This window comes from Tepidimonas fonticaldi (assembly GCF_007556755.1).
In the GTDB taxonomy this organism is placed as follows: Bacteria; Pseudomonadota; Gammaproteobacteria; order Burkholderiales; family Burkholderiaceae_C; genus Tepidimonas; species Tepidimonas fonticaldi.
On sequence record NZ_VJOO01000013.1, the window covers coordinates 1 to 19,930 of the forward strand.

General features: G+C 71.9%; 17 protein-coding genes. 6 read left to right on the plus strand and 11 right to left on the minus strand.

Annotated features, from left to right (window positions below; all coding sequences use genetic code 11):
• Positions 1–223: hypothetical protein (locus tag Tfont_RS14535; protein ID WP_221934277.1), on the minus strand; the 223-nt coding region annotated here is incomplete at its 3' end.
• Between the two features lie 14 nt (positions 224–237).
• Here Tfont_RS14535 and tsaB point away from each other — a divergent pair.
• From tsaB to Tfont_RS07835, 3 genes are read left to right on the plus strand one after another with little or no spacing between them, the layout of a single operon-like run.
• The gene (gene tsaB, locus Tfont_RS07825) at positions 238–1,008 is read left to right on the plus strand and encodes a tRNA (adenosine(37)-N6)-threonylcarbamoyltransferase complex dimerization subunit type 1 TsaB (RefSeq protein WP_068607774.1); all 771 of its coding nucleotides are present in this window, start codon (positions 238–240) and stop codon (positions 1,006–1,008) included.
• Between the two features lie 11 nt (positions 1,009–1,019).
• On the plus strand, positions 1,020–1,604 hold the full coding sequence (locus Tfont_RS07830) for a GNAT family N-acetyltransferase (protein ID WP_143969017.1): 585 nt from the start codon (positions 1,020–1,022) through the stop codon (positions 1,602–1,604).
• Complete coding sequence (locus Tfont_RS07835; protein ID WP_143969018.1) at positions 1,601–2,494, plus strand: uracil-DNA glycosylase; 894 nt, start codon at positions 1,601–1,603, stop codon at positions 2,492–2,494. The genes Tfont_RS07830 and Tfont_RS07835 overlap by 4 nt, the downstream gene beginning before the upstream one ends.
• Before the next feature lie 6 nt (positions 2,495–2,500).
• Here Tfont_RS07835 and Tfont_RS07840 read toward each other — a convergent pair whose 3' ends face one another.
• The 7 genes from Tfont_RS07840 to mltA all read right to left on the minus strand — a co-directional run bounded on the left by Tfont_RS07840 (position 2,501) and on the right by mltA (position 10,537).
• The gene (locus Tfont_RS07840) at positions 2,501–3,556 is read right to left on the minus strand and encodes an ABC transporter ATP-binding protein (RefSeq protein WP_082955363.1); all 1,056 of its coding nucleotides are present in this window, start codon (positions 3,554–3,556) and stop codon (positions 2,501–2,503) included.
• Positions 3,553–4,557, minus strand: coding sequence for an ABC transporter ATP-binding protein (locus tag Tfont_RS07845; RefSeq protein ID WP_068607777.1), 1,005 nt, complete (start codon positions 4,555–4,557; stop codon positions 3,553–3,555). Before Tfont_RS07845 ends, Tfont_RS07840 begins: the two co-directional genes overlap by 4 nt.
• 16 nt (positions 4,558–4,573) lie before the next feature.
• Positions 4,574–5,485: an ABC transporter permease gene (locus Tfont_RS07850; RefSeq protein ID WP_068607780.1), complete on the minus strand. Its 912-nt coding sequence runs from the start codon at positions 5,483–5,485 to the stop codon at positions 4,574–4,576.
• Positions 5,486–5,521: 36 nt separating this feature from the next.
• Positions 5,522–6,502, minus strand: a complete 981-nt coding sequence (locus tag Tfont_RS07855) for an ABC transporter permease (RefSeq protein WP_143969019.1) — start codon at positions 6,500–6,502, stop codon at positions 5,522–5,524.
• A gap of 103 nt (positions 6,503–6,605) precedes the next feature.
• On the minus strand, positions 6,606–8,177 hold the full coding sequence (locus Tfont_RS07860) for an ABC transporter substrate-binding protein (RefSeq protein WP_143969020.1): 1,572 nt from the start codon (positions 8,175–8,177) through the stop codon (positions 6,606–6,608).
• 128 nt (positions 8,178–8,305) lie between these two features.
• A complete protein-coding gene (locus Tfont_RS07865) occupies positions 8,306–9,412 on the minus strand; it encodes a 6-phosphofructokinase (RefSeq protein WP_068608271.1) in 1,107 nt (368 codons plus the stop codon).
• A 27-nt stretch (positions 9,413–9,439) separates the two neighbouring features.
• Positions 9,440–10,537, minus strand: coding sequence for a murein transglycosylase A (mltA, locus tag Tfont_RS07870; protein ID WP_390612393.1), 1,098 nt, complete (start codon positions 10,535–10,537; stop codon positions 9,440–9,442).
• Positions 10,538–10,748: 211 nt separating this feature from the next.
• Here mltA and Tfont_RS14495 point away from each other — a divergent pair, with 211 nt between their 5' ends.
• Positions 10,749–10,919: a hypothetical protein gene (locus tag Tfont_RS14495; RefSeq protein WP_185974499.1), complete on the plus strand. Its 171-nt coding sequence runs from the start codon at positions 10,749–10,751 to the stop codon at positions 10,917–10,919.
• A 30-nt stretch (positions 10,920–10,949) separates the two neighbouring features.
• Here Tfont_RS14495 and Tfont_RS07875 read toward each other — a convergent pair whose 3' ends face one another.
• Together Tfont_RS07875 and Tfont_RS07880 are read right to left on the minus strand one after the other, a co-directional pair.
• Positions 10,950–11,756, minus strand: a complete 807-nt coding sequence (locus tag Tfont_RS07875) for a carbon-nitrogen hydrolase family protein (protein WP_143969022.1) — start codon at positions 11,754–11,756, stop codon at positions 10,950–10,952.
• A complete protein-coding gene (locus Tfont_RS07880) occupies positions 11,753–15,895 on the minus strand; it encodes a YhdP family protein (RefSeq protein ID WP_143969023.1) in 4,143 nt (1,380 codons plus the stop codon). The genes Tfont_RS07875 and Tfont_RS07880 overlap by 4 nt, the downstream gene beginning before the upstream one ends.
• Before the next feature lie 11 nt (positions 15,896–15,906).
• Here Tfont_RS07880 and glnE point away from each other — a divergent pair, with 11 nt between their 5' ends.
• Both glnE and Tfont_RS07890 read left to right on the plus strand, forming a co-directional pair.
• Complete coding sequence (glnE, locus tag Tfont_RS07885; RefSeq protein WP_260682314.1) at positions 15,907–18,696, plus strand: bifunctional [glutamate--ammonia ligase]-adenylyl-L-tyrosine phosphorylase/[glutamate--ammonia-ligase] adenylyltransferase; 2,790 nt, start codon at positions 15,907–15,909, stop codon at positions 18,694–18,696.
• 39 nt (positions 18,697–18,735) lie between these two features.
• Positions 18,736–19,329 (plus strand): glutathione peroxidase, encoded by a 594-nt coding sequence (locus Tfont_RS07890; protein WP_143969025.1) that lies wholly within the window; start codon positions 18,736–18,738, stop codon positions 19,327–19,329.
• Between the two features lie 6 nt (positions 19,330–19,335).
• On the opposite strand, the gene Tfont_RS07895 is transcribed toward Tfont_RS07890, so the two are convergent.
• Positions 19,336–19,887: a C40 family peptidase gene (locus Tfont_RS07895; RefSeq protein ID WP_068607804.1), complete on the minus strand. Its 552-nt coding sequence runs from the start codon at positions 19,885–19,887 to the stop codon at positions 19,336–19,338.
• Positions 19,888–19,930 lie beyond the last annotated feature (43 nt).

Below are 19,930 nucleotides of genomic sequence, written 5' to 3' on the forward strand. Positions count from 1 at the left end.
CACGCTTGCGGGTGCGCTTGGCGCGCAGCTCAAAGCCCGTATACATCGGCGCCTCCAGACTCATCTGCTTCATGTCGCTATTGTCCCATCCCGGCAGTCTGGCAGGAAGGTTTTGCAGACCTTCCCTAGAAGCGGATACTCGCCCCCATGACTTTCCACGGCCGGAACGCTGACGGCCGCGGATCTTCAGCCCGGCCAGGTGCCACGGCGCCCGCCCCACCAAGGATAATCACCAGCATGGACAACGCCGCCACCCCGCCCCCGCGCCCCGGCCTGCAGCGCTGGCTGGCGCTGGACACGAGCGCCTCGGTGCTGAGCGTGGCCGTCGGCGCAGCCGGCGCCGCCGAGCCGCTCGCGTGGCACGAAGGCGAGGGCGGCGCGCAGGCCTCGGCCACCTTGCTGCCCGCGATCATGGCGCTGCTGCAGCGCGCCGGCTGGCGGCTGGCGGAGCTGGACGGCATTGTCTTTGGCCACGGGCCGGGCTCGTTCACCGGGCTGCGCACCGCGTGCGCGGTGGTGCAGGGGCTGGCCGCAGGGGCGCGGCCGGGCGGCGTGCCGGTGCTGCCGCTGAGCACCCTGCTGGCGGTGGCGGAGGCCGCGCGCGCGCGCCACGCGCCAACCGTCCCGCAGCTGACCGTGCACGCGGCGCTGGACGCGCGCATGGACGAGGTCTACGTGGCCCGCTATGCGTGGGATGCCGCGCAGGGCTGGCGCGAGCTGACCGCGCCGCACCTGCGCCGCCCCGAGGACCTGCCGCACGCGGACGGCGCGCTGCACGCCGGCAACGTCGCCGGCGTCTACGGCGAGCGGTTGCCCCCCGTCTGGCGCGCCGAGGCCGGTGGCGCGACGCTGCCGTGCGCCCGCGCCCTGCTGCGCCTGGCGGCCGCGGGCGTGGCGGCGGGGCAGTGCGTCGGCGCGCACGGGACGCAGCCGCTCTACGTGCGCGACAAGGTGGCGCTGACGGTGGACGAACAGGCCGCGCTGCGCGCCGGCCGCGCCGCCGGTTGACGGGGCGGGCGATGGACCCGGTGACGGACGACACCCGGCCGGCGGCCCCGGCCGACGCCGCGGAGTGGATCTGGCGGCCGATGACCGCCGCCGACCTGGACGTGGTCGCCGACGTGGCCAAGACCGCGCACGCGCATCCGTGGAGCCGGCGCCATTACGAGGATTCGCTGGCCGCCGGGCACTGGGCGCGCGTGCTGGCGCGCCGCCCGGATCCGCGCCACGACCCGCCGCACTGGGTGCACGCCCCGGTCACGCCCGAGGGCGACTGGCTGCTCGGCTTCCTGGTGGCGATGCCGGGGGTGGAGGAAGGGCATCTGCTCGACGTCACGGTGGCGCCGGTGCACCAGCGCCACGGCTGGGGCCGCTGGATGCTGCGGGCGCTGGCGGACTGGGGCCGCGCGCAGGGCTTTGCCCAACTGTGGCTGGAGGTGCGGCGCAGCAACGCCGCCGCGCGCGCGCTCTACGCCCGCTGCGGCTGGGTGGAAGCCGGCGTGCGCAAGGGGTACTATCCCGACACGGCGCAGCGCCGCGAGGACGCCATCGTCATGCGGCTCGACCTGTGCCCCGCGCCCGACGCCACCGCCCCGACCCGATGAACCTGCCGCGCGCCCTGCCCTGGCTCGACGAGCGCCGCTCAGCCCTGCTGGCCGAGATCGGCGTGCCCGCGTGGTGGCAGCCGCGCGCGCTGCTGCCGCGCCCGGCGGCACCGGTTGAAGCCCCGCCACCGGTCGAGCCCGCCCTCCCTGTCCGCACGGCGCCCCTACCCAAGATACCGACCCCGGAAGCGCCCGCTCCGGTACCGATCGAGCGCCCCGTCACTCAGCAACCCGCCACCGAACCCACCCACGCCGACATCGCCACACTCGATTGGCCCGAACTGGAAGCGGCGATCCACGCCTGCCAGCGCTGCGGGCTGGCCGCGTGCCGCCAGCGCGCGGTGCCGGGCGTCGGCGACCGCCGGCCCACCTGGCTGATCGTCGGCGAGGCCCCGGGCGAGGAGGAGGACCGCCAGGGCGAGCCGTTCGTCGGCCGCGCCGGGTGGCTGCTGGACCGGATGCTGGCGGCGCTGGACCTGCAGCGCGGCCACGGTGTCTACATCGCCAACGTGCTGAAATGCCGCCCGCCGCGCAACCGCAACCCGGAGCCGGAGGAGATCGCGCGCTGCGCGCCGTACCTGCTGCGCCAGATCGCGCTGCTGCAGCCGCGCATCGTGCTGGCGCTGGGGCGCTTTGCGGCGCAGACGCTGCTCACCGAAGGCGGCTGCCTGCCGCCGGCCGAAGCCGCGCGTGCGCCGCTGGGCCGGCTGCGCGGACGCGTGTTCCAGGCGCGCCTCGGGGAGCTCACGCTGCCGGTGGTCGTGTCCTACCACCCGGCCTACCTGCTGCGCAACCCGGTGGACAAGGGCAAGGCGTGGGCCGACCTGTGCCTGGCGGCAGAAACGCTGGCATCGGCCGACGGCGCTGCCCCGGGCGCACCGACGGCCTGACGCCGCTCAGATCCGCCCTTCCTGCACCGCGTGGCAGGCCACGCGCACGCCGCCGATCGTCTGCAGCGCCGGCCGCTCGGCCTTGCAGCGCGCATCCGCATGCGGGCAGCGCGGGTGGAAGGCGCAGCCGCTGGGCGGGTTGAGCGGGTTGGGCACCTCGCCCTGCACCGGCGTGCGCGCCTGGCCGGTGGCGTGCAGCTTGGGGATGGCCTCCAGCAGCATGCGGGTGTAGGGGTGGCGCGGCTGCGCGAACAGCGTGCGCTTGTCCGCCAGCTCCACCAGCCGCCCCAGGTACATCACGCCAACCTGGTCGCTGACATGGCGCACCACCGCCAGGTTGTGGCTGATGAACAGATAGGTCAGCCCCTGCTGGCGCTGCAGGTCCTTCATGATGTTGAGCACCTGCGCCTGCACCGACACGTCCAGCGCCGAGGTCGGTTCGTCGCAGACCAGAAAATCGGGCTTGGTGGCCAGCGCGCGCGCGATCGAGATGCGCTGGCGCTGCCCGCCCGAAAACTGGTGCGGATACTTGACCATGTCGTGCGGGCTCAGGCCCACCGAGCGCAGCAGCTCGCCGACGCGCTCGCGCAGGGCCGCGGCGTCACTCAGCAGCCCGTGCTCGCGCAGCGGCTCGGCGATGATGTCCTCCACCCGCCAGCGCGGATTGAGGCTGGCGTAGGGGTCCTGGAAGATCATCTGGATGCGCCGGCGCAACTGCCGCCCCTGGGCGCTGCCATAGGCGGCGTGCGCGTCCTGCCCGTCGAAGACGAAGCGCCCGCGCGTCGGGCGGTACAGCCCCACCAGCAGGCGGGCGACCGTGCTCTTGCCACAGCCCGACTCGCCCACCAGGGCCAGCGTCTGACCGCGCGGGATGTCGAAGCTCACCCCGTCCACGGCGTGCAGCCATTGGCGCGGCTTGCGCTCCAGCACGCGGTTGAGCCACGGCGCCGACACGTCGAATGTTCGGGCCAGATCCTCCACCACCACCAGCGGGGTGGCCGGGGTCGGGGACGCGGCGTGGGACGGCGCCGTGCGCGCCGGGTCGATGACCGGGGTACTCATCGGGGGACCTCCGCCGTGGCCGGCACCTGCGCAATGGGGGCCTCGGCATGCAGCCAGCAGGCGGCGCGGGTGGCGCCGGCGGGCATCAGTTCGGGGCGCTGGTCGTGGCAGCGCAGCATGACTTTTTCGCAGCGCGGGTGGAAGGCGCAACCGCGCGGAATCTCGTTGAGGCGCGGCATGGCGCCGTCGATCTGGTGCAGCCGTTCGCGCTCCATCTCCATGTCGGGGATGCAGCTCATCAGACCAGCGGTGTAGGGGTGCGCGGGGCGGTGGATGACCTCGTGCACCGGACCGATCTCGGCCACCCGCCCCGCGTACATGACGGCCACGCGGTCGCAGGTCTCGGCGATCACGCCCATGTCGTGCGTGACCAGCATCACCGCCGCGCCGCGCTGGCGGCAGATGCGCTTGAGCAGCGTGATGATCTGTGCCTGGATCGAGACGTCCAGCGCCGTGGTCGGCTCGTCGGCCACCACCAGCTGTGGCTCGGCCGCCAGCGCCAGGGCGATGACGACGCGCTGGCGCATACCGCCCGAGAACTGGTGCGGATAGTGGTCGATGCGCTCCTCCGCGGCCGGAATGCCGGTGTCCTTGAGCAACTGGATGGCGCGCTGCCGCGCCTCGGCCGGCGAGACGTCCAGGTGCGTCAGGATGGTCTCGGTCAACTGGCGACCGATCGAGTACAGCGGGTTGAGCGAGGTCAGCGGATCCTGGAAGATCGCGCCGATGCGCCGGCCGCGGATGCGGCGCATCTGCGCCGGCGGCAGGTGGTCGATGCGCTCGCCTTGCAGGCGGATCTCGCCGCCGGCAATGCGCCCCGGGGGCTCCAGCAGGCCAATGATGGCCGCGCCGGTGAGCGACTTGCCGGCGCCGGACTCGCCTACCACGCCCAGCACCTCGCCAGGGGCGATGTCGAACGAGACGCCGTCGAGCGCGCGCAGCACGCCGCGGCGGGTGGGAAACTCCACCACCAGGTCCTTGACTTCGAGCAGTTTGTCCATGGGTGGGGCCTTTCGGTCAGCGCAAGCGCGGGTTGAGGGCGTCGCGCAGCCAGTCGCCCAGCAGGTTGACCGACAGGGCGATGATGACCAGCATCACCCCGGGGAAGATGGTGATCCACCACTCGCCGGAGAACAGGTAGTCGTTGCCGATGCGAATCAGCGTGCCCAGCGAGGGCGAGGTGGGCGGCGCCCCCACGCCCAAAAAGCTCAGCGTCGCCTCGGTGATGATGGCGGTGGCCACTTGGATGGTCGCCAGCACCAGCACCGGCCCCAGCACATTGGGCAGCACATGCCGGCGCATGATGCGCAGCGGCGCCACGCCGATCACGCGCGCGGCCTGCACATACTCCTTTTGCCGCTCCACCAGCGTGGAGCCGCGCACCGTGCGCGCATACTGCACCCAGCCGGTCAGCGTGATGGACAAAATCAGCACGCCAAAGGCCAGCGTCTCGTGCGCATTGGGGAACAGCGCCCGCCCCACACCCGCGATCAGCAGCGCGATCAGGATGGCCGGAAACGACAGCATCACGTCGCACAGGCGCATCAGCAGGGCGTCCACCCAGCCCCCCAGAAAGCCCGCCAGCAGCCCCAGCGTGACGCCCAGCAGCACCGACAGCACCACCGACGCCAGCCCGACGAACAGCGAAATGCGGGCCCCGTAGATCAGCGCCGACAGAATGTCGCGCCCCTGGTCGTCGGTGCCCAGGGGAAAGGCCCATCGGCCCTCGTCGTACCACGCGGGCGGCAGCCGGGCATTGCCCAGCTCCAGGCTGGCCAGATCGAACGGATTGTGCGGCGCCACCCACGGCGCCAACAGGGCGGCGAGCGCGCACACCAGCGCGATCAGCGCCGCGACGATCGCCGTGGGCGACGCGCGAAAGCTGTAGCCGATGTCGCTGTCCCACCAGCGCATCCACCAGGATTTCATGAGTGTGTCCTTCCTTTTTGGGGAACGGGTCCGCCGTCAATGGCCGCCGGCCTTGTCCAGGCGCAGGCGCGGATCGACGGCGAAATACAGCAGATCGACGATCAGGTTGATGACCACGAAGATCAGCGCGATCAGGCACAGGTAGGCCGCCATCACGGGGATGTCGGCAAACGTCACGGCCTGGATGAACAGCAGCCCCATGCCGGGCCACTGAAAGACCGTCTCGGTGATGATGGCAAAGGCAATCAGGCCACCGAGCTGCAACCCGGTGATCGTCATCACCGGCACCAGCGTGTTCTTCAGCGCATGGCCGAAGTGCACCACGCGATCGCTCAGGCCGCGCGCGCGCGCGAACTTGATGTAGTCGGTGCGCAGCACCTCCAGCATCTCGGCGCGCACCAGGCGCATGATGAGCGTGAGCTGGAAGATCGCCAGCGTCACCGCCGGCAGCACCAGGTGGTGCCAGCCCTTGGCGGTCAGCAGGCCCGTGGTCCAGCCGCCCAGATGCGTCACCTCCCCCCGGCCGAAGCTGGGGAACCACCCCAGATGCACCGCAAACACCAGGATCAGCACGATGCCGATCAGAAAGGTCGGCAACGACACGCCCAGCAGCGACAGCGTCATGAACACCTGGGCCAGCCACGTCCCGCGGCGCAGCGCGGCATACACCCCCATGGGAATGCCCACCGCGAGCGCCAGCGCCGCGGCCACCAAGGCCAGCTCCAGCGTGGCCGGGAAGCGCTCGGCGATCAGCCGCGCCACCGGCACACCCTGGTGGATGCTCATACCGAAGTTGCCCTGCACGGCATGCACCACGAACTGCCAGAACTGCACGAAAAAGGGTTGGTCCAGCCCCAGTTCGGCCCGCACGGCGGCGACTTGCTCGGGCGTGGCGTCCTGCCCCAGGATCTGCAGCACCGGATCGCCCACGTACTGGAACAGCATGAAAGCGACGAAGGCCACGGCCAGCATGACCAGCGCCGCCTGCGCCAGGCGTCGCAAGATGAAGGCAAGCATGCAAAAACTCCTGCGGGCGGCACTGCCGTGCCGCCCGCGCATCACAGGTTGTCGTCGGACACGACCGCTCGGCGTCAGGCCGTGGGCCGCTCGCCGGGGACGATCAGTTGACCTTGACCAGACGCCAGTCGATGCGGTTGTCGGCGCGGTGCACCACGTCGATCGACTTCTTCATCGCCCAGGGGATGATCTGGTTGTGCAGCGGGATGTGCACCACATCGTCGTTTTGCAGCTGCAGCGCCTCGGTCAACAGCCGCGGACGGATGAAGGGATCGGTCTCGGTCTTGGCGCGATCGATGATCGCGTCCATCTTGGGGTTGCTGTAGCGGCCGAGATTGTAGTTGCCGTCACCGCCCTGGCCGACGGTGCGCACCAGCGACTGCAGGCTGTAGAGCGCGTCGAACGTCGGCACGCCCCAGCCCAGCATGTAGATGCTCGCCTCGTAGCGCTGGATCATGGGGAAGTACGTCACCAGCGGCAGGGTGCGCAGCTTGGCCTTGACGCCCACCTTGGCCCACATGGACGTGATAGCCTGGCAGATCTGCTCGTCGTTGATGTAGCGGTTGTTCGGGCAGGCGAAGTCCACCTCGAAGCCGTCCTTGTAGCCGGCTTCGGCCAGCAGCCGCTTGGCGGCCTCGACGTCATACGGGTAGCGCTTATGCACCGACTCGCTCCAGCCAGCGACCTGAGGCGCCACCAGCGCGCCGGTGGGCTGGCTCAGCCCCCGCATGGTGACGCGGTGGATGGTGTCGATGTCGATCGCCTGGTACAGCGCCTTGCGCACCCGCACGTCCTTCAGCGGGTTCTTGCCCTTGATGTTGCTGCCGACCAGCTCGTCGCGGTGCTGGTCCATGCCCAGGAAGATGGTGCGGTTTTCGACCCCGTCGATGACCTTCAGGTTGGGGTTGTTGCGCAGGCGCGGCAGGTCCTGCGGGGTGGGGTCGAGCACGAAGTCCACCTCGCCCGACAGCAGCGCGGCCATGCGGGTGGCGTCGGCCTTGATCGGGGTGTAGACGATCTGGGTGACGTTGCTGTTGATCTTGCCCCAGTAGTTGGGGTTGCGCTCGAACACCATGCGCTGGTCGGGCACCCATTCCTTGAGGATGTAGGGGCCGGTGCCCATCGCGTTGCGGTGGGCGAACGTTTCTTCGGTGGCCTTGATGTCCTTGGGTTCGACCGACTTGTTCTTCTCCGCCCAGGCCTTGCTCATCATGCGCAGCTCGGTGAGCTGGTTGAGCAGCACCGGGTTGGGCCCCTTGGTGAAGATGTCGATCGTGTTGGCGTTGACCTTGACCACGCGGTCGATGCCCTGGGTGTAGATGGCAAAGTTGGAGGTCTTGGCCATCGCGCGCTGGATGGAGTAGACCGCGTCGTCGGCCGTGAACGGCGTGCCGTCGTGGAACTTGACCCCTTCGCGCAGCGTGATGCGCAACTGCGTCGGGCTGACCTCGCGCCAGGCGGTGGCCAGCACCGGCTCGATCTTGAACGTGCGGCTGTTGTAGTAAACCAGCGACTCGTAGACCGCCGCATGGATGCCGTTTTGCAGCGCGTTGTTTTGGGAGTGGATGTCCCAGGTGGAGATTTCGCCGGCGCTGGCCCATTTGAACGGCTTGGCCTGGGCCACCGACACACCAAGGGCGAGCACCGCACCGAGCGCGAGAAGCTTGAGTTTCATGCTTGACACCTAAAAAGGTGGAACGTGCCGTAACTATGCACGAGTCGTGCCAGCCCGCCGGCCGGGGTTTACCCGCAACCGTGGCGCCGATGGGGGGATGCGCGCCGAACCGCCGACGGACCTGTCGGTCAGCCGACACCTGACCCAATACCCGCCCCGGCATCGGTCCCGCCGACGCGGCCCGCCTCGCCCAGCGAGACGCCGATCTGCCGCGCGGCGCGCAGCAAGGGATGGTCCAGCGGCACGCGGCGGCTGCCGTGCACCACCTCCGCCAGCGCAATGCTGCCCAGCCGCCCGTCCTGCAACGTGACCATGCGATCGAACGCCCCGCGCATGACGAGCTGGGCCGCCTCGTTGCCAAACTGGGTGGCGAGCACGCGGTCGAACGGCGTGGGTGAACCGCCGCGCTGCACATGGCCGAGCACGGTGGCCCGCACCTCCGACGCCAGCCGCGGCTGCAGCGCCGCCGCCAGCGCATGGGCGACGCCGCCCAGCCGGATCGGGTCGGGGCTGTCCGCGATGCGCTGCTGCACCGTCAGCGTGCCGCCGATGGGCTTGGCCCCCTCCCCGATGCAGACGATGGTGTAGCGCTGGCGCCGCTCGCGCTCGCGGCAGACCGCGGCGACGGCCTCGATGTCGAAGTCGATCTCGGGCAGCAGGATGACGTCCGCCGCCCCGGCCAGCCCGGCCTCCAACGCAATCCAGCCCGCATAGCGGCCCATGGTCTCGACGATCATCACGCGCCCATGGCTCTGGGCGGTGGTCTGCAGACGCTCGATCGCCTCGGTGACGGTGGCCACCGCGGTGTCGAAGCCGAAGCTGCGCTCACAGCCGGGGATGTCGTTGTCGATGGTCTTGGGCACGCCGACGATGGGCAGGCCGCGCTGGCTGAGGCCGTGCGCGATGGCCATGCTGCCGTCGCCGCCGATCACCACCAGCGCCTGCAACCCCAATGCCCGGGCGTGGGCCAGGGCGCGCGCGGCCTCGGCCTCGCTGCGCAAGGGGTTGGCCCGGTTGCTGGTGCCCAGGATCGTCCCCCCCTGCATCAGGATGCCGCTCACGCTCGCCCAATCGAGCGGGCGCACGCGCGGGGCCTCGCCCATCAGTCCGCCAAAGCCGTCTTGGATGCCGATCACCTCGGCCCCGCACTGCCGCAGCAGCGACTTGACGACGGCGCGGATGACGGCGTTCAGGCCGGGGCAATCGCCCCCGCCCGTCAGGATGCCGATGCGCAGGCTCATGAATCGCATTCCTCCATCGGTTCAGGGCTGCTCGCGCGGCCACAGCGCCCAGAGCTGCAGCGGCTGCTTCAGACCGGCGGCCAAGGCATAGGCGCCTTCGCCCCAGCCCGCAAAAAAATCCGCCCGCACCGCCCCGACGATGGCGTTGCCGGTGTCCTGCGCCAGCACCAAGCGCTGCAACTGCGCCACCGGCCCGCTGGAGGCCAGCCACAGCGGGGTGCCGTAGGGGATGGCCTCGCGGTCCACCGCGACGGAGCGCGCCGGCGTGAGCGCCACCCCCTGCGCCCCCCGCGGGCCGAACTGGGTGTCGAGGGCGGACAGCGCCTCCTCGCGAAAGAACACCACGCGCGGATTGGTCCACAGCAGCTCGTCGATGCGCTGGGGGTTGGCCGCCGCCCAGGCGCGGATCGCCTCCCAGGTGCCCTCGCGGATCTCGCGCCGCTCCAGCAGCCAGCGCCCGACGCTTTGGTACGGGTGGCCGTTGTGCGCGGCATAGGCCAGCCGCGCCAAGGTGATGCGCCCGTCCGGCTCGAGGATGCGCAGCCGCCCCGATCCCTGGATTTGCAACAGCAAAGCGTCCAGCGGATCGGCCAGCCAGGCCAGCACGCGCCCCTCCAGATGGCCCTGAACCTGGGGGTCGCTGTCGATCTGCTGGCGGCTGAACCAGGGGCGGCCGGGCGCGGCCGCCAGGGCGGGCGGCGGGGCGTACAGCGGCACGCGGTAGGCCCCCTGCCGCACGCGGCTGGCCTGCAGCTCCGGCTCGTAGTAGCCGGTGAGCAGACCCGGGCGGTTGCCCCCGTCGGGGGACAGCACCCGGTAGGGTTGCAGGCGCCGCATCATCCAGGTGTGGCGCTCCAGCGCGTCGGCCAGGGTCAGCCGGCGCACCTCGGCACACACGGGGCCCCAGGGCGGCGCCGGACGCTCGCAACTGCGCAGCCAGGCATTCCATGCCTCGTGCAGGGCGTCCCGGCCCCAGCCGGGCAGCTCGCTCCAGCGCACCGGCTGCCACAAGGCCCCGCCTCGGCGCACCGGCGCGGGCAGCGGCGCGGCATCGGCCGCCTGCCAGGCGGCGTCGCTGGGTGTCAGCACCGCCGGGCCCTGCCCGTCGACCAGGGGCACCGGAGCGGCAACCGAGCCCGATGGCGGGGCCGGGGGAACCGGCGCGGGTGTCGGCGCCTCCATGGCCACAGGCGCACCGGGCGAACCGCCCCCCGTGGGTACGGCTGGCGGCGCGCTGCCGCAACCCGCCAGCGTGCCTAGAATTCCCCAGGCCAGCAGCCGGGCCACCCGACCGGCGCCCCATCCCGTCCCCGTCGATTTCGTTGCCCTCATGACCCTATTGCTGCTCGAAGCGCTCGGCGCGCTGCTGCTGTTCGTCTTCATCGTGTGGTGGACCATGTTCGCCGGCCGCAAGCGCGGCGAACCGGCGGATGCGGATCCGCCCGCGTCCCCCACCGACACGGCCACGGACACCCCCCGGCCGGACGAGCCGCCGCGCTGAGCGCTCCCGCGCACCCACCCGCGCATCGCGTCACAGGCGGCGGTGCTGCAATGCCGGCAGGCGGCGGCGCACCTCCTCCAGCCGGGCGCGGTCCAGCTCGGCCATGACGACGCCGGCGCCGGTGGCCTGCTGCGCCAGCACCACGCCCCAGGGGTCGATCACCATGCTCTGACCCCAGGTCTGGCGGCCGTTCTCGTGCACGCCGCCCTGCGCGCTGGCGATGACGTAGGCCTGGTTCTCGATGGCGCGCGCGCGCAGCAGCACCTCCCAGTGCGCCTGGCCGGTGACGTGGGTGAAGGCCGCCGGCACCACCAGCACGTCGGCCGCCAGCTGGCGGTACAGCTCCGGAAAGCGCAGGTCGTAGCACACGCTCAGGCCCACGCGCCACGCGGTGCCGCTGCGATCGGTCAGCGTGAAGGTCACCGGCCGCTCGCCGGCCTTGAGCACCGCGGCCTCGTCGTAGCCCTGCTGGCCGTCGTGGAAGCGGAACAGGTGGATCTTGTCGTAGCGCGCCACGCAGCGGCCCTGCGGGTCGTAGACCAGCGAGGCGTTGGCGGCGTGCTGCGGATCGTCGGTGGCCAGCGGCACGGTGCCGCCGATGATCCACATCCCCAGCTCGCGCGCGGTGTCGGACAGAAAGTCCTGCATCGTACCCAGGCCCGGCGGCTCGGCGATCAGCAGCTTGTCGGTGTCACGCCGGCCCATCAGGCAGAAGTACTCCGGTAACACCGCCAGCTCGGCGCCGGCGTGGCGCGCCTGGTCCAGCAGCGCGTGGGCCTGGGCAAGGTTGGAGTCGAGGCTGGCGCCCGACACCATCTGAATGGCGGCGACTTTCATGGGGTGCGGTCCGGGTTGACGTCGGAAGGGTCGGAGGCAGGTATCGTACGCCGGATGCGCTCGACCTGGGGGTCGGCCCACGCACCGGTGATGCGAAAGGTCTGCGTGGCCGCCGCCTGCAGCGGCTCGCGCAGCAGCCATTGCGCCAAAAAGGTGCCCAGCCCGGTGACGGGGTTGATCATGGTCGCCACCAGCGAGGCGGTGCCCGCGTTCAGCTCGGGCACCACCACGACCGTCAGGTCCTGGGTCTCGCGCACCAGATCGGCCTGACCTTCGATGAGCACGGCCGCGCTGACACCCTTCATTTGCAGGTTGTTGGTGCTGGCCACGCCGCGCGCGATGCGGGCGTTGCCGCGCACGAAATCGAACGCGAACCCCTCGCTGAACACATCGCGAAAATCCAGCGTCAGCCGCCGCGGCAGGGATTGCAGGCTCAGCACCCCGAGCAGCTTGGCGATGCCCGGGTCGGCCTTGAGGAACTGCCCGCGCTGCACGTCCAGCAGCAGCTCGCCCGACAGGCTGGGCATGTGCAACCCCAGGGGCGAGCCCAGCCAGCCCAGCGTGCCTTCCAGACGCCCCCGTCCGCCGCGCAGCGTGCCGGCAAACCCAAAACGCTCCAGCAGCGCGCCCGCGTCGTCGATGTCCAGCCGCACTTGCAAGGCGGTGCGGCGGGCGCTGGCCGCCTGCCCGGGGCCGGTCACGGCCGCGGTGGGGGCCCAGTTGCCCGACGCGCTCAAGCGCGCCTCCGGCACGGTCAGGCGCAGCGATTGCAGCCGCCATTCGCGCAGCACCTCGCCCCCCTGCCCGGCGTCGCGGTTGACCGCCTGGACCTCCAGCCGCCCCAGCGGGCGGCCGGCCAGCTCGAAGGCGTCCACCTCCACATCCAGCGCGGGGACCGAGCGGGGCTGGCTGGCCAGCCGCTCGACATCGGCCGCAGCGCTGCGCGGCAGCTCCAGCCGGGCCAGCCGGGCCAGCAGCCGCTCCTGCGCGCCGCCCCGGTACTCCAGATAGCCATCCAACTGGCGGGCCGCCACCGTCAGCCGCCACAGATCCCCCTCGCGCGAGCCGCCGGCCGTCAGCGCGTCGAACGATCGGCCCCCGACCACCAGCCGATCCAGCGTGACCCCCAGCCGGCTGGGCCAGTAGGCGTCGCTGCCGCGCCAGTCCAGCCCCGCCGCCGCGCTGGCACCACTGGCGCCACTGGCGCGCGGGTTCACCGGCGTGGGGTCCGGCTCCAGCAGGGCCAGCCACGCATCGGCATCGAGCGCGCGCAGGCGCGCCACGCCGGCCACGCCGGCGGCGGGCCAGTCCGGCAGCTCGGCGCCCAGCGCCAATCGCCCGCGGCGCACGGCGGTGCGCGGGCCAGTGTGTTCGCGCTCGTATTCGGCGCGCAGCGGCACTGCGTCGCCCGAGGGCTCGACGGTGAGGCGCAGGCGGTCGCGGGTGACGTCGGCCGCTGGGTCGGGGCGCGGCCGGGTCTCCATCGCCACCTGGACGCGCCAGGCGGCGTCCGCCGGCTTGGCCAGCGGCGCGGGCAGCGCCACCCCCAAGCCCCGCAAATCGCTGTCGAACTGCAGATCCATGCCGTCCGGCCCAAACGCCAGGCCCAGCGCATACCGGGTGGCCCCCTGGGCGCGCGCGCCCAGCCAGCGGGCCCAGCCCCATTCGCGACTGGCCGCCAGCCCGGCGGCGCTCACCGTCCCCTGCCCCTGAAAACGCACCACCGCGGCACCGTCGCGCCGGCCCATGCCGCCGCTGAAGCGCAGCTCGCCGCCCAGCACGCGCGCGCTCGCCTGCGCCACCTCGAAGCCCTGTTCCGTGAAGTCGAGCGCCCCGCGCACGCCCTGCAGGGGGGGCACGTCCGGGCGCATCTGCACATCGTTGCCGGCAAAACGCATCTGTCCGCGCACCTGGGTGCGGTCGGTGTGGTTCAGGGGCATGCGCAGATCCAACGCCACGTCCAACGCACCGGTCGCCCGCGCGGTGTCGAGCACCCCGCCGGTGAAGTCGCGCAGCGGCGATGCGGCCACGAAGCGCAGCGCATCGTCGCCCGCCCCCCGGATCAGCCCCTTGACCTGCAACTGCGGCTCGTCGGCCATGTAGTCGGGAATGACGGCCTCGGCCTGCAGCACCCGCAGCGCCGGCTGCCCCACGACGCTGCCCCCGGCGCGCAGGATCTGCAAGCGTCGCCGCTCGATCAGCAGCTCGCCCGCCACGCGCTCCAGCGCCGGCCAGGGGGCGCTGCCCGCCGGCAGCAGGTGCCGCGGGGCGTAGTCGAAGGCCACGTCGTGCAACTGGGCCCGCACCTCGAAGGTGCCCTGCTGGGCGTCGGTAAAGGGAAAGTCCCACAAATCCCCATCGATGCGGAAGGTGGCGCTGCTCGCCCGCCCGGCGCGAATGGCGGTCTGCAGATACTGCCGCGCGCTGGCGCCCACCGTGACCGGCAGGTAGCGTGCCACGCGCGCGCCGTCGGCACGGGTCAAGCGCACGTCCAGCGTCATGCGCCCGGGGAAGCGGTCGCGCACCGCGCTGTGGGCGGGGTCGGCCGTGCGCCAGCGCACGCTGCCGCTGCCCGCGGCGTCGGCATTGGCAAAGCTCAGGCGGCTGACGTCCAGCGTGATCGCCGGGCCCTCGATAGTCCAGCGGGCGTCGGCCGACAGCTCGTCGAACGTCAGGCGCGGGTCTTCGAACACCCCGGGAAAGACCAGCGCCCCGTGGCGCAGCGCCAGCGTCGCCCGGCCGCCCCGCTCATCCAGCGCAAACTCGACGTCGGCCCCCTCCAGCCCCGGGCGGCCGAAAGCCGTCTCCCCCGGCACCGCGCCGGCCCGCAGGCCCAGCCCGCGCACCCGCCCGCGCGCCTCCCAGTGCTCGGACGCGCCGGGCTTGGGCGGGGCGCTCCAGCGCACCGCCAGCCCCTCGGCCACGCCGGCCGGCTGTGTCTGCTCCGCCCAGTGGTTGACCGCCTCGCCCACGGGCAGCACCCGCGCCAGGCGCTGGACCACGCCCAAGTCCAGCCGGTCGGAGGACAAGGCCCAGCTCCGCAGCGCCCCGTCCGGCGCCAGGGCGTACTCGAAACGCACATCCCCACGCGGCCAGTCGCTGCCGTCGCCCGTGGTGATGGCCAGCCCCTGGGTAGTCCAGACGGTGGTGTCGCCATCGCGCTCCAGCCCCAGCCGCCCGCCCAGGTGGGCGACGCGCAAGGGCTCGACCCGCGCCTGCGCACTCGGCGCCCAGACGACATGGACATCGCTCCACTGCACATCCGCGGTGGCGGCGCGCCATTGCGCGCGGCGCACATCGGCCCACAGCCGCAGGGCGCCGGTGGCGCGCAGCTCGCGCACCCCCCACAGGGCGGCGGTGTCCACATACGCCCCCAGGCGCTGCGCATCCAGCCGCGGCGCCTGCACGAACAATTCGCCCGACCACTCGCGCCAGCGCCCAGGGTGGGTCTGCCAGAACGGCCGGGCAAAGCGGCCCCGCACGCTGAAACGGTCGCCCCACTCCGCCGGGGGCGTGGCGTCGAGCCGAAACTCGTGCCGCAGGCCGGGGTTGCGCACCACAAGATCCACCGCCGTGAGCGCCAACGGGGGGGCGTTCGGGCGTTGCTCGTCGATCCAGCGCAACACCCCGGCACGCAGGGCAAATTCGCGCTGGCCAAAGAACCAATCGGCCGCGGGACTGTGGCCGCCCGTGCTCGCCAGCTCCAGCCCGGCGACCTGCAGACGCCCGTCGGCCAGCCGGCGCACCTCAAGCGTCGGGCCGTCGATCACGATCTGGTCGAAGCCCAGCCGCCACAGCGAGGTCACCGACAGCGCCGCCAGCACTTGGGGCAGGTGCAGGGCTTCGTGGCCGCGCGCGTCGTGCAGGCGCACATCGCGCAGGGTCAACGTGGCGACCCCGGCGGCGGTCGCGGCCTCGATGGCTCCGACAGTCACGCGCACCCCCAGCGCGCGTGTGGCCACCGATTCGAGGGTCGGCCGCCAGGCTTCGGCGCGCGGCACAATCCAGAATTGGAGAGCCCCCCACGCCACGATCAGCAACGCCCAGACCGCCACCGCCAGCCCGAGCGCGACACGGGACGCCAGCGTCAGCGTGCGCAGGTGCCACGGGGGGCGGGAAGGGGTCGGGGTTGGAGCCACACGAAATTATGATGTCGAGCGTTTGCGTTGGTTCGGCCCGCGCCGACCACAGCCGCTTCGTGCAACGCGTGCGCCGCCGCTACGACGGCGAGCGTGCCTTGCTGCCCCCGGGCGCCCCCACCGCCGACACCTTGCGCACGGCCCTGGGCGCCCTGCGCGAACGCGGATACGCGCTGGATGCCGCGCTGCGGGTGCTGCGCCACCTGACGCTCGAACGACTGGCCGTGCTGGACTGCGAGCAGGCCGCCCCGCTGGAAGCGGTCACGCGCGGCGTCACCGCCCTGGCCGAACTGGCGCTGGACGAAGCCGCCCGCGCCGCCTGCGCCGAGCTGGACGCACTGCACGGCCGGCCCATGGCACCGCCCGGCGAGCCCCCAGGGCCCCTGCCTCCCGGCGAAGGGAGCGACGGGAGCGAAGGGGGCGCGGCCCCCGAGGGGCGGCGCTGCGCGTGGTGGATCGTCGGCATGGGCAAGTTCGGCGCGCGCGAGCTCAACGTCTCCAGCGACATCGACCTGATCTACGTGTACGAAGGCGAGGGCGAGACCGCCGGCAATGCCGAAGGGCGCAACCGCATCAGCAACCACGAGTATTTCGGCAAGGTCGTCAAACGCATCCACACGCTGGTGGGCGACGTGACGGAGCACGGCCAGGTGTTCCGGGTGGATCTGGCCTTGCGGCCCAACGGCAATTCCGGGCCGCCCGCCGTGTCGCTGGGCGCGCTGGAGGATTATTTCCAGGTCCAGGGCCGGGAGTGGGAGCGGTTTGCCTGGCTGAAAAGCCGCGTGGTCGCCCCGGCCGAAGGTGCGCGCCGCGATGGCACCGGCCAGTGGCTGCGGCCCATCGTGTTGCCGTTCGTCTTCCGCCGCTATCTGGACTACGGCGTGTTCGAGGCGCTGCGGCGGCTGCACCGCCAGATCCGCGAACATGCGGCGCGGCGCGCCGCCGGTCACCCGGAGCGCGCCAACGACGTCAAGCTCTCGCGCGGCGGCATCCGCGAGATCGAGTTCATCGTGCAACTGCTGCAGGTGGTGCGCGGCGGGCAGTTTCCGGAGCTGCGCACCCGCCCGACGCTGCAGGCCTTGCAGCGCGTGGCCCAGGCCGGTCTGATGCCGGCCGACAAGGCGCGGCAACTCGCCGACGCCTACGTCTTTTTGCGCCGGGTGGAGCACCGCATCCAGTACCTGGACGACCAGCAGACCCATGTGCTGCCCACGCGCGACGACGACCTGGCCTGGATCGCCGCGACGCTGGGCTTCGACGGCGCGCCGGCTTTTCTGCGCGCGCTGGATGCGCACCGCGAGGTGGTGGCGCAGGAGTTCGACACCCTGCTGGGCGGCGACGGCCACGGCACGGGCTGCAACGGCAAAGGCTGCCACGGGCAGTCCCGCTCGGCGATGGAAGATTTGCAGGCCGTGCTGCCGCAGTTGCCGGCCGGGTTTGCCGAGCGCGTGGCGACTTGGTGCGACCATCCGCGCGTGCTGGCGCTGCGTGAGGACGCGCGGGTGCGCCTGGCGCGGCTGGTGGAGCGCACCGGGGCGTGGATCGAGGCGGGCCGCGTCAGCGAAACCGCCGCCGTGCGGCTGGCGGACTGGATCGAGGCGCTGCTGCGCCGCGAGAGCTACCTGGCGCTGCTGCAGGAGCGCCCCGCCGTGCACGAGCGGCTGCTGCGCGTGCTGGGCGCGGCGCGCTGGCCGGCGCGCTACCTGATGCGCCACCCCGGCGTGATCGACGAGCTGGCCAGCGCCGAGCTGTACGAGACCCGCTTCGACCCCGCGGCCTTCAGCGCCGAGCTGGAGGCGCGGCGCTGGTCGCTGCACAAGACCGGCGAGGACGACGACGAGGCGCTGCTGGACCTGCTGCGCCGCGCCCACCACGCCGAGGTGTTCCGCACGCTGGCGCGTGACGTCGAGGGGCTGCTGACGGTGGAGCAGGTCGCCGACGACCTGAGCGCCCTGGCCGACGCGGTACTGGACGTCACCGGTCGCTGGTGCTGGCAGCGCTTGAAGCAGCGCCACCGTGACGAGCCGCGCCACGCCATCATCGGCTACGGCAAGCTCGGCGGCAAGGAGCTCGGCTACGGCAGCGATCTCGACATCGTCTTCGTCTACGACGACGACGACGAACGCGCACCCGAGGCCTACGCCGCCTTCGTGCGCAAGCTGATCAACTGGCTCACCGTCAAGACGGGCGAGGGCGACCTTTTCGAGATCGACACCGCGCTGCGGCCCAACGGCAACTCCGGGCTGCTGGTCACCACCTTCCAGGCCTACGCCGACTACCAGCAAAACCGCGGCAGCAACACCGCCTGGACGTGGGAGCACCAGGCGATGACGCGCGCGCGCTTCGTGGTCGGCAGCCCCGATCTGCGCGCGCGCTTCGACGCTGTGCGCGAGGCCGTCATCACCGCCCCGCGCGACCCCGCGGCGCTCGCGGCCGAGATCCGCGCCATGCGCCAGCGCCTCTACGGCGCGCACCCGGTGCGCGCCGGCCGCTTCGACCTGAAGCACAGCCCCGGCGGCATGATCGACGTGGAGTTTGCCGTGCAGTACCTGGTGCTCGCGCACAGCGCGGCGCACCCGCCGCTGCGCGCCAACGCCGGCAACATCGCCCTGCTGCAACGCGCCGAGGCCACCGGCCTGCTGCCCGCGGGCGTCGGCCACGCCGCCGCCGACGCCTACCGCCACCTGCGCCAGCTGCAGCACCGCGCGCGGCTGGACGAGGCCAGCACCCAGATCGACCCCGCAGACGTGGCCGGCGAGCGCGATGCCGTGCTGGCGCTGTGGGCGCAGGTGCTGGGCTAGGCCGGGGAACACACCGATCCACCCACGCCTCTGACGCCCATGAAAACCCGGTCCCGCCTGCACACCCTGGCCGCCGCGGCGCTCGCCGTCGCGGCCCTCGCACCCATGAACACCCCCAGCCACGCCGCCCCGGCCACGCCCGCCACCGCCTCCTGCCCCGCCATCCTGCAACACCGCTTCGACCGGCTGCAGGACGAAAAACCGCAGGATCTGTGCCAGTACGCCGGCCAGGTGGTGCTGGTGGTCAACACCGCCAGCTACTGCGGCTTCACGCAGCAGTACAAGGGGCTGGAAGAGCTCTACCGCCGCTACCGCGACCGCGGGCTGGTGGTGCTGGGCTTTCCGTTCAACGACTTTGGCCAACAGGAGCCCGGCAGCAACCAGCAGATCGCCGAGTTCTGCGAGAACACCTTTGGCGTGCAGTTCCCGATGTTTGCCAAGAGCCACGTGCGCGGCCCGCAGGCCAATGCCCTGTTCCGGCAGCTGGCCGAACGCACCGGCACGACGCCGAAGTGGAACTTCTACAAGTACCTGATCAGCCGCGACGGCCGCACCGTGCTGGCCTACAACAGCCTCACCGCGCCGGACAGCGGCTCGCTGCGGCGGGACATCGAGCGGCTGCTCGGCTCCTGAGCGGAATCAGCGGACCAGCGGCAGCGACGTTTCCGCGGCATCCACCCGGCGCGCGCCGTTGAAGCGCCGCGCCCAGTAGCGGTCGTTCATGTCGCTGATCTTGACGCTGTCGCCCTTGCTGGGGGAGTGGATGAACTTGCCATCCCCCAGGTAGACGCCCACATGGCTGAACGCCCGGCGCATGGTGTTGAAAAACACCAGATCGCCGGGGCGCAGGTCGTCCTTGGCGATGGGGGTGGTGGCCTGCGCCTGCTCGGCCGCGCGCCGCGGCAGCACCAGCCCGAGCGTGTTGGCATACACATAGCGCACGAAGCCGCTGCAGTCGAAACCGGTCTCGGCGGTGCTGCCCCCCATGCGGTAGGGCACGCCGATCAGGCCCAGCGCGGTGTTCATCAGCTGGCTGGCCATCAGGCCCGTTTCGGTGCCGACCGATTGCAGCTGGCCCAACAGGCCCTCCGCGGCCGGCGCACCGACCAAGGGAGCGCCCGGCGCCGGGGGCGCGGCATGGGCGGCCACGGTCAGCAGCGCAGACAGAACGAAGGCGGCGATTCGACGCATAACCGCGGATGCTAACAGAAGCCGCGACCGCCCCCCGAGCACC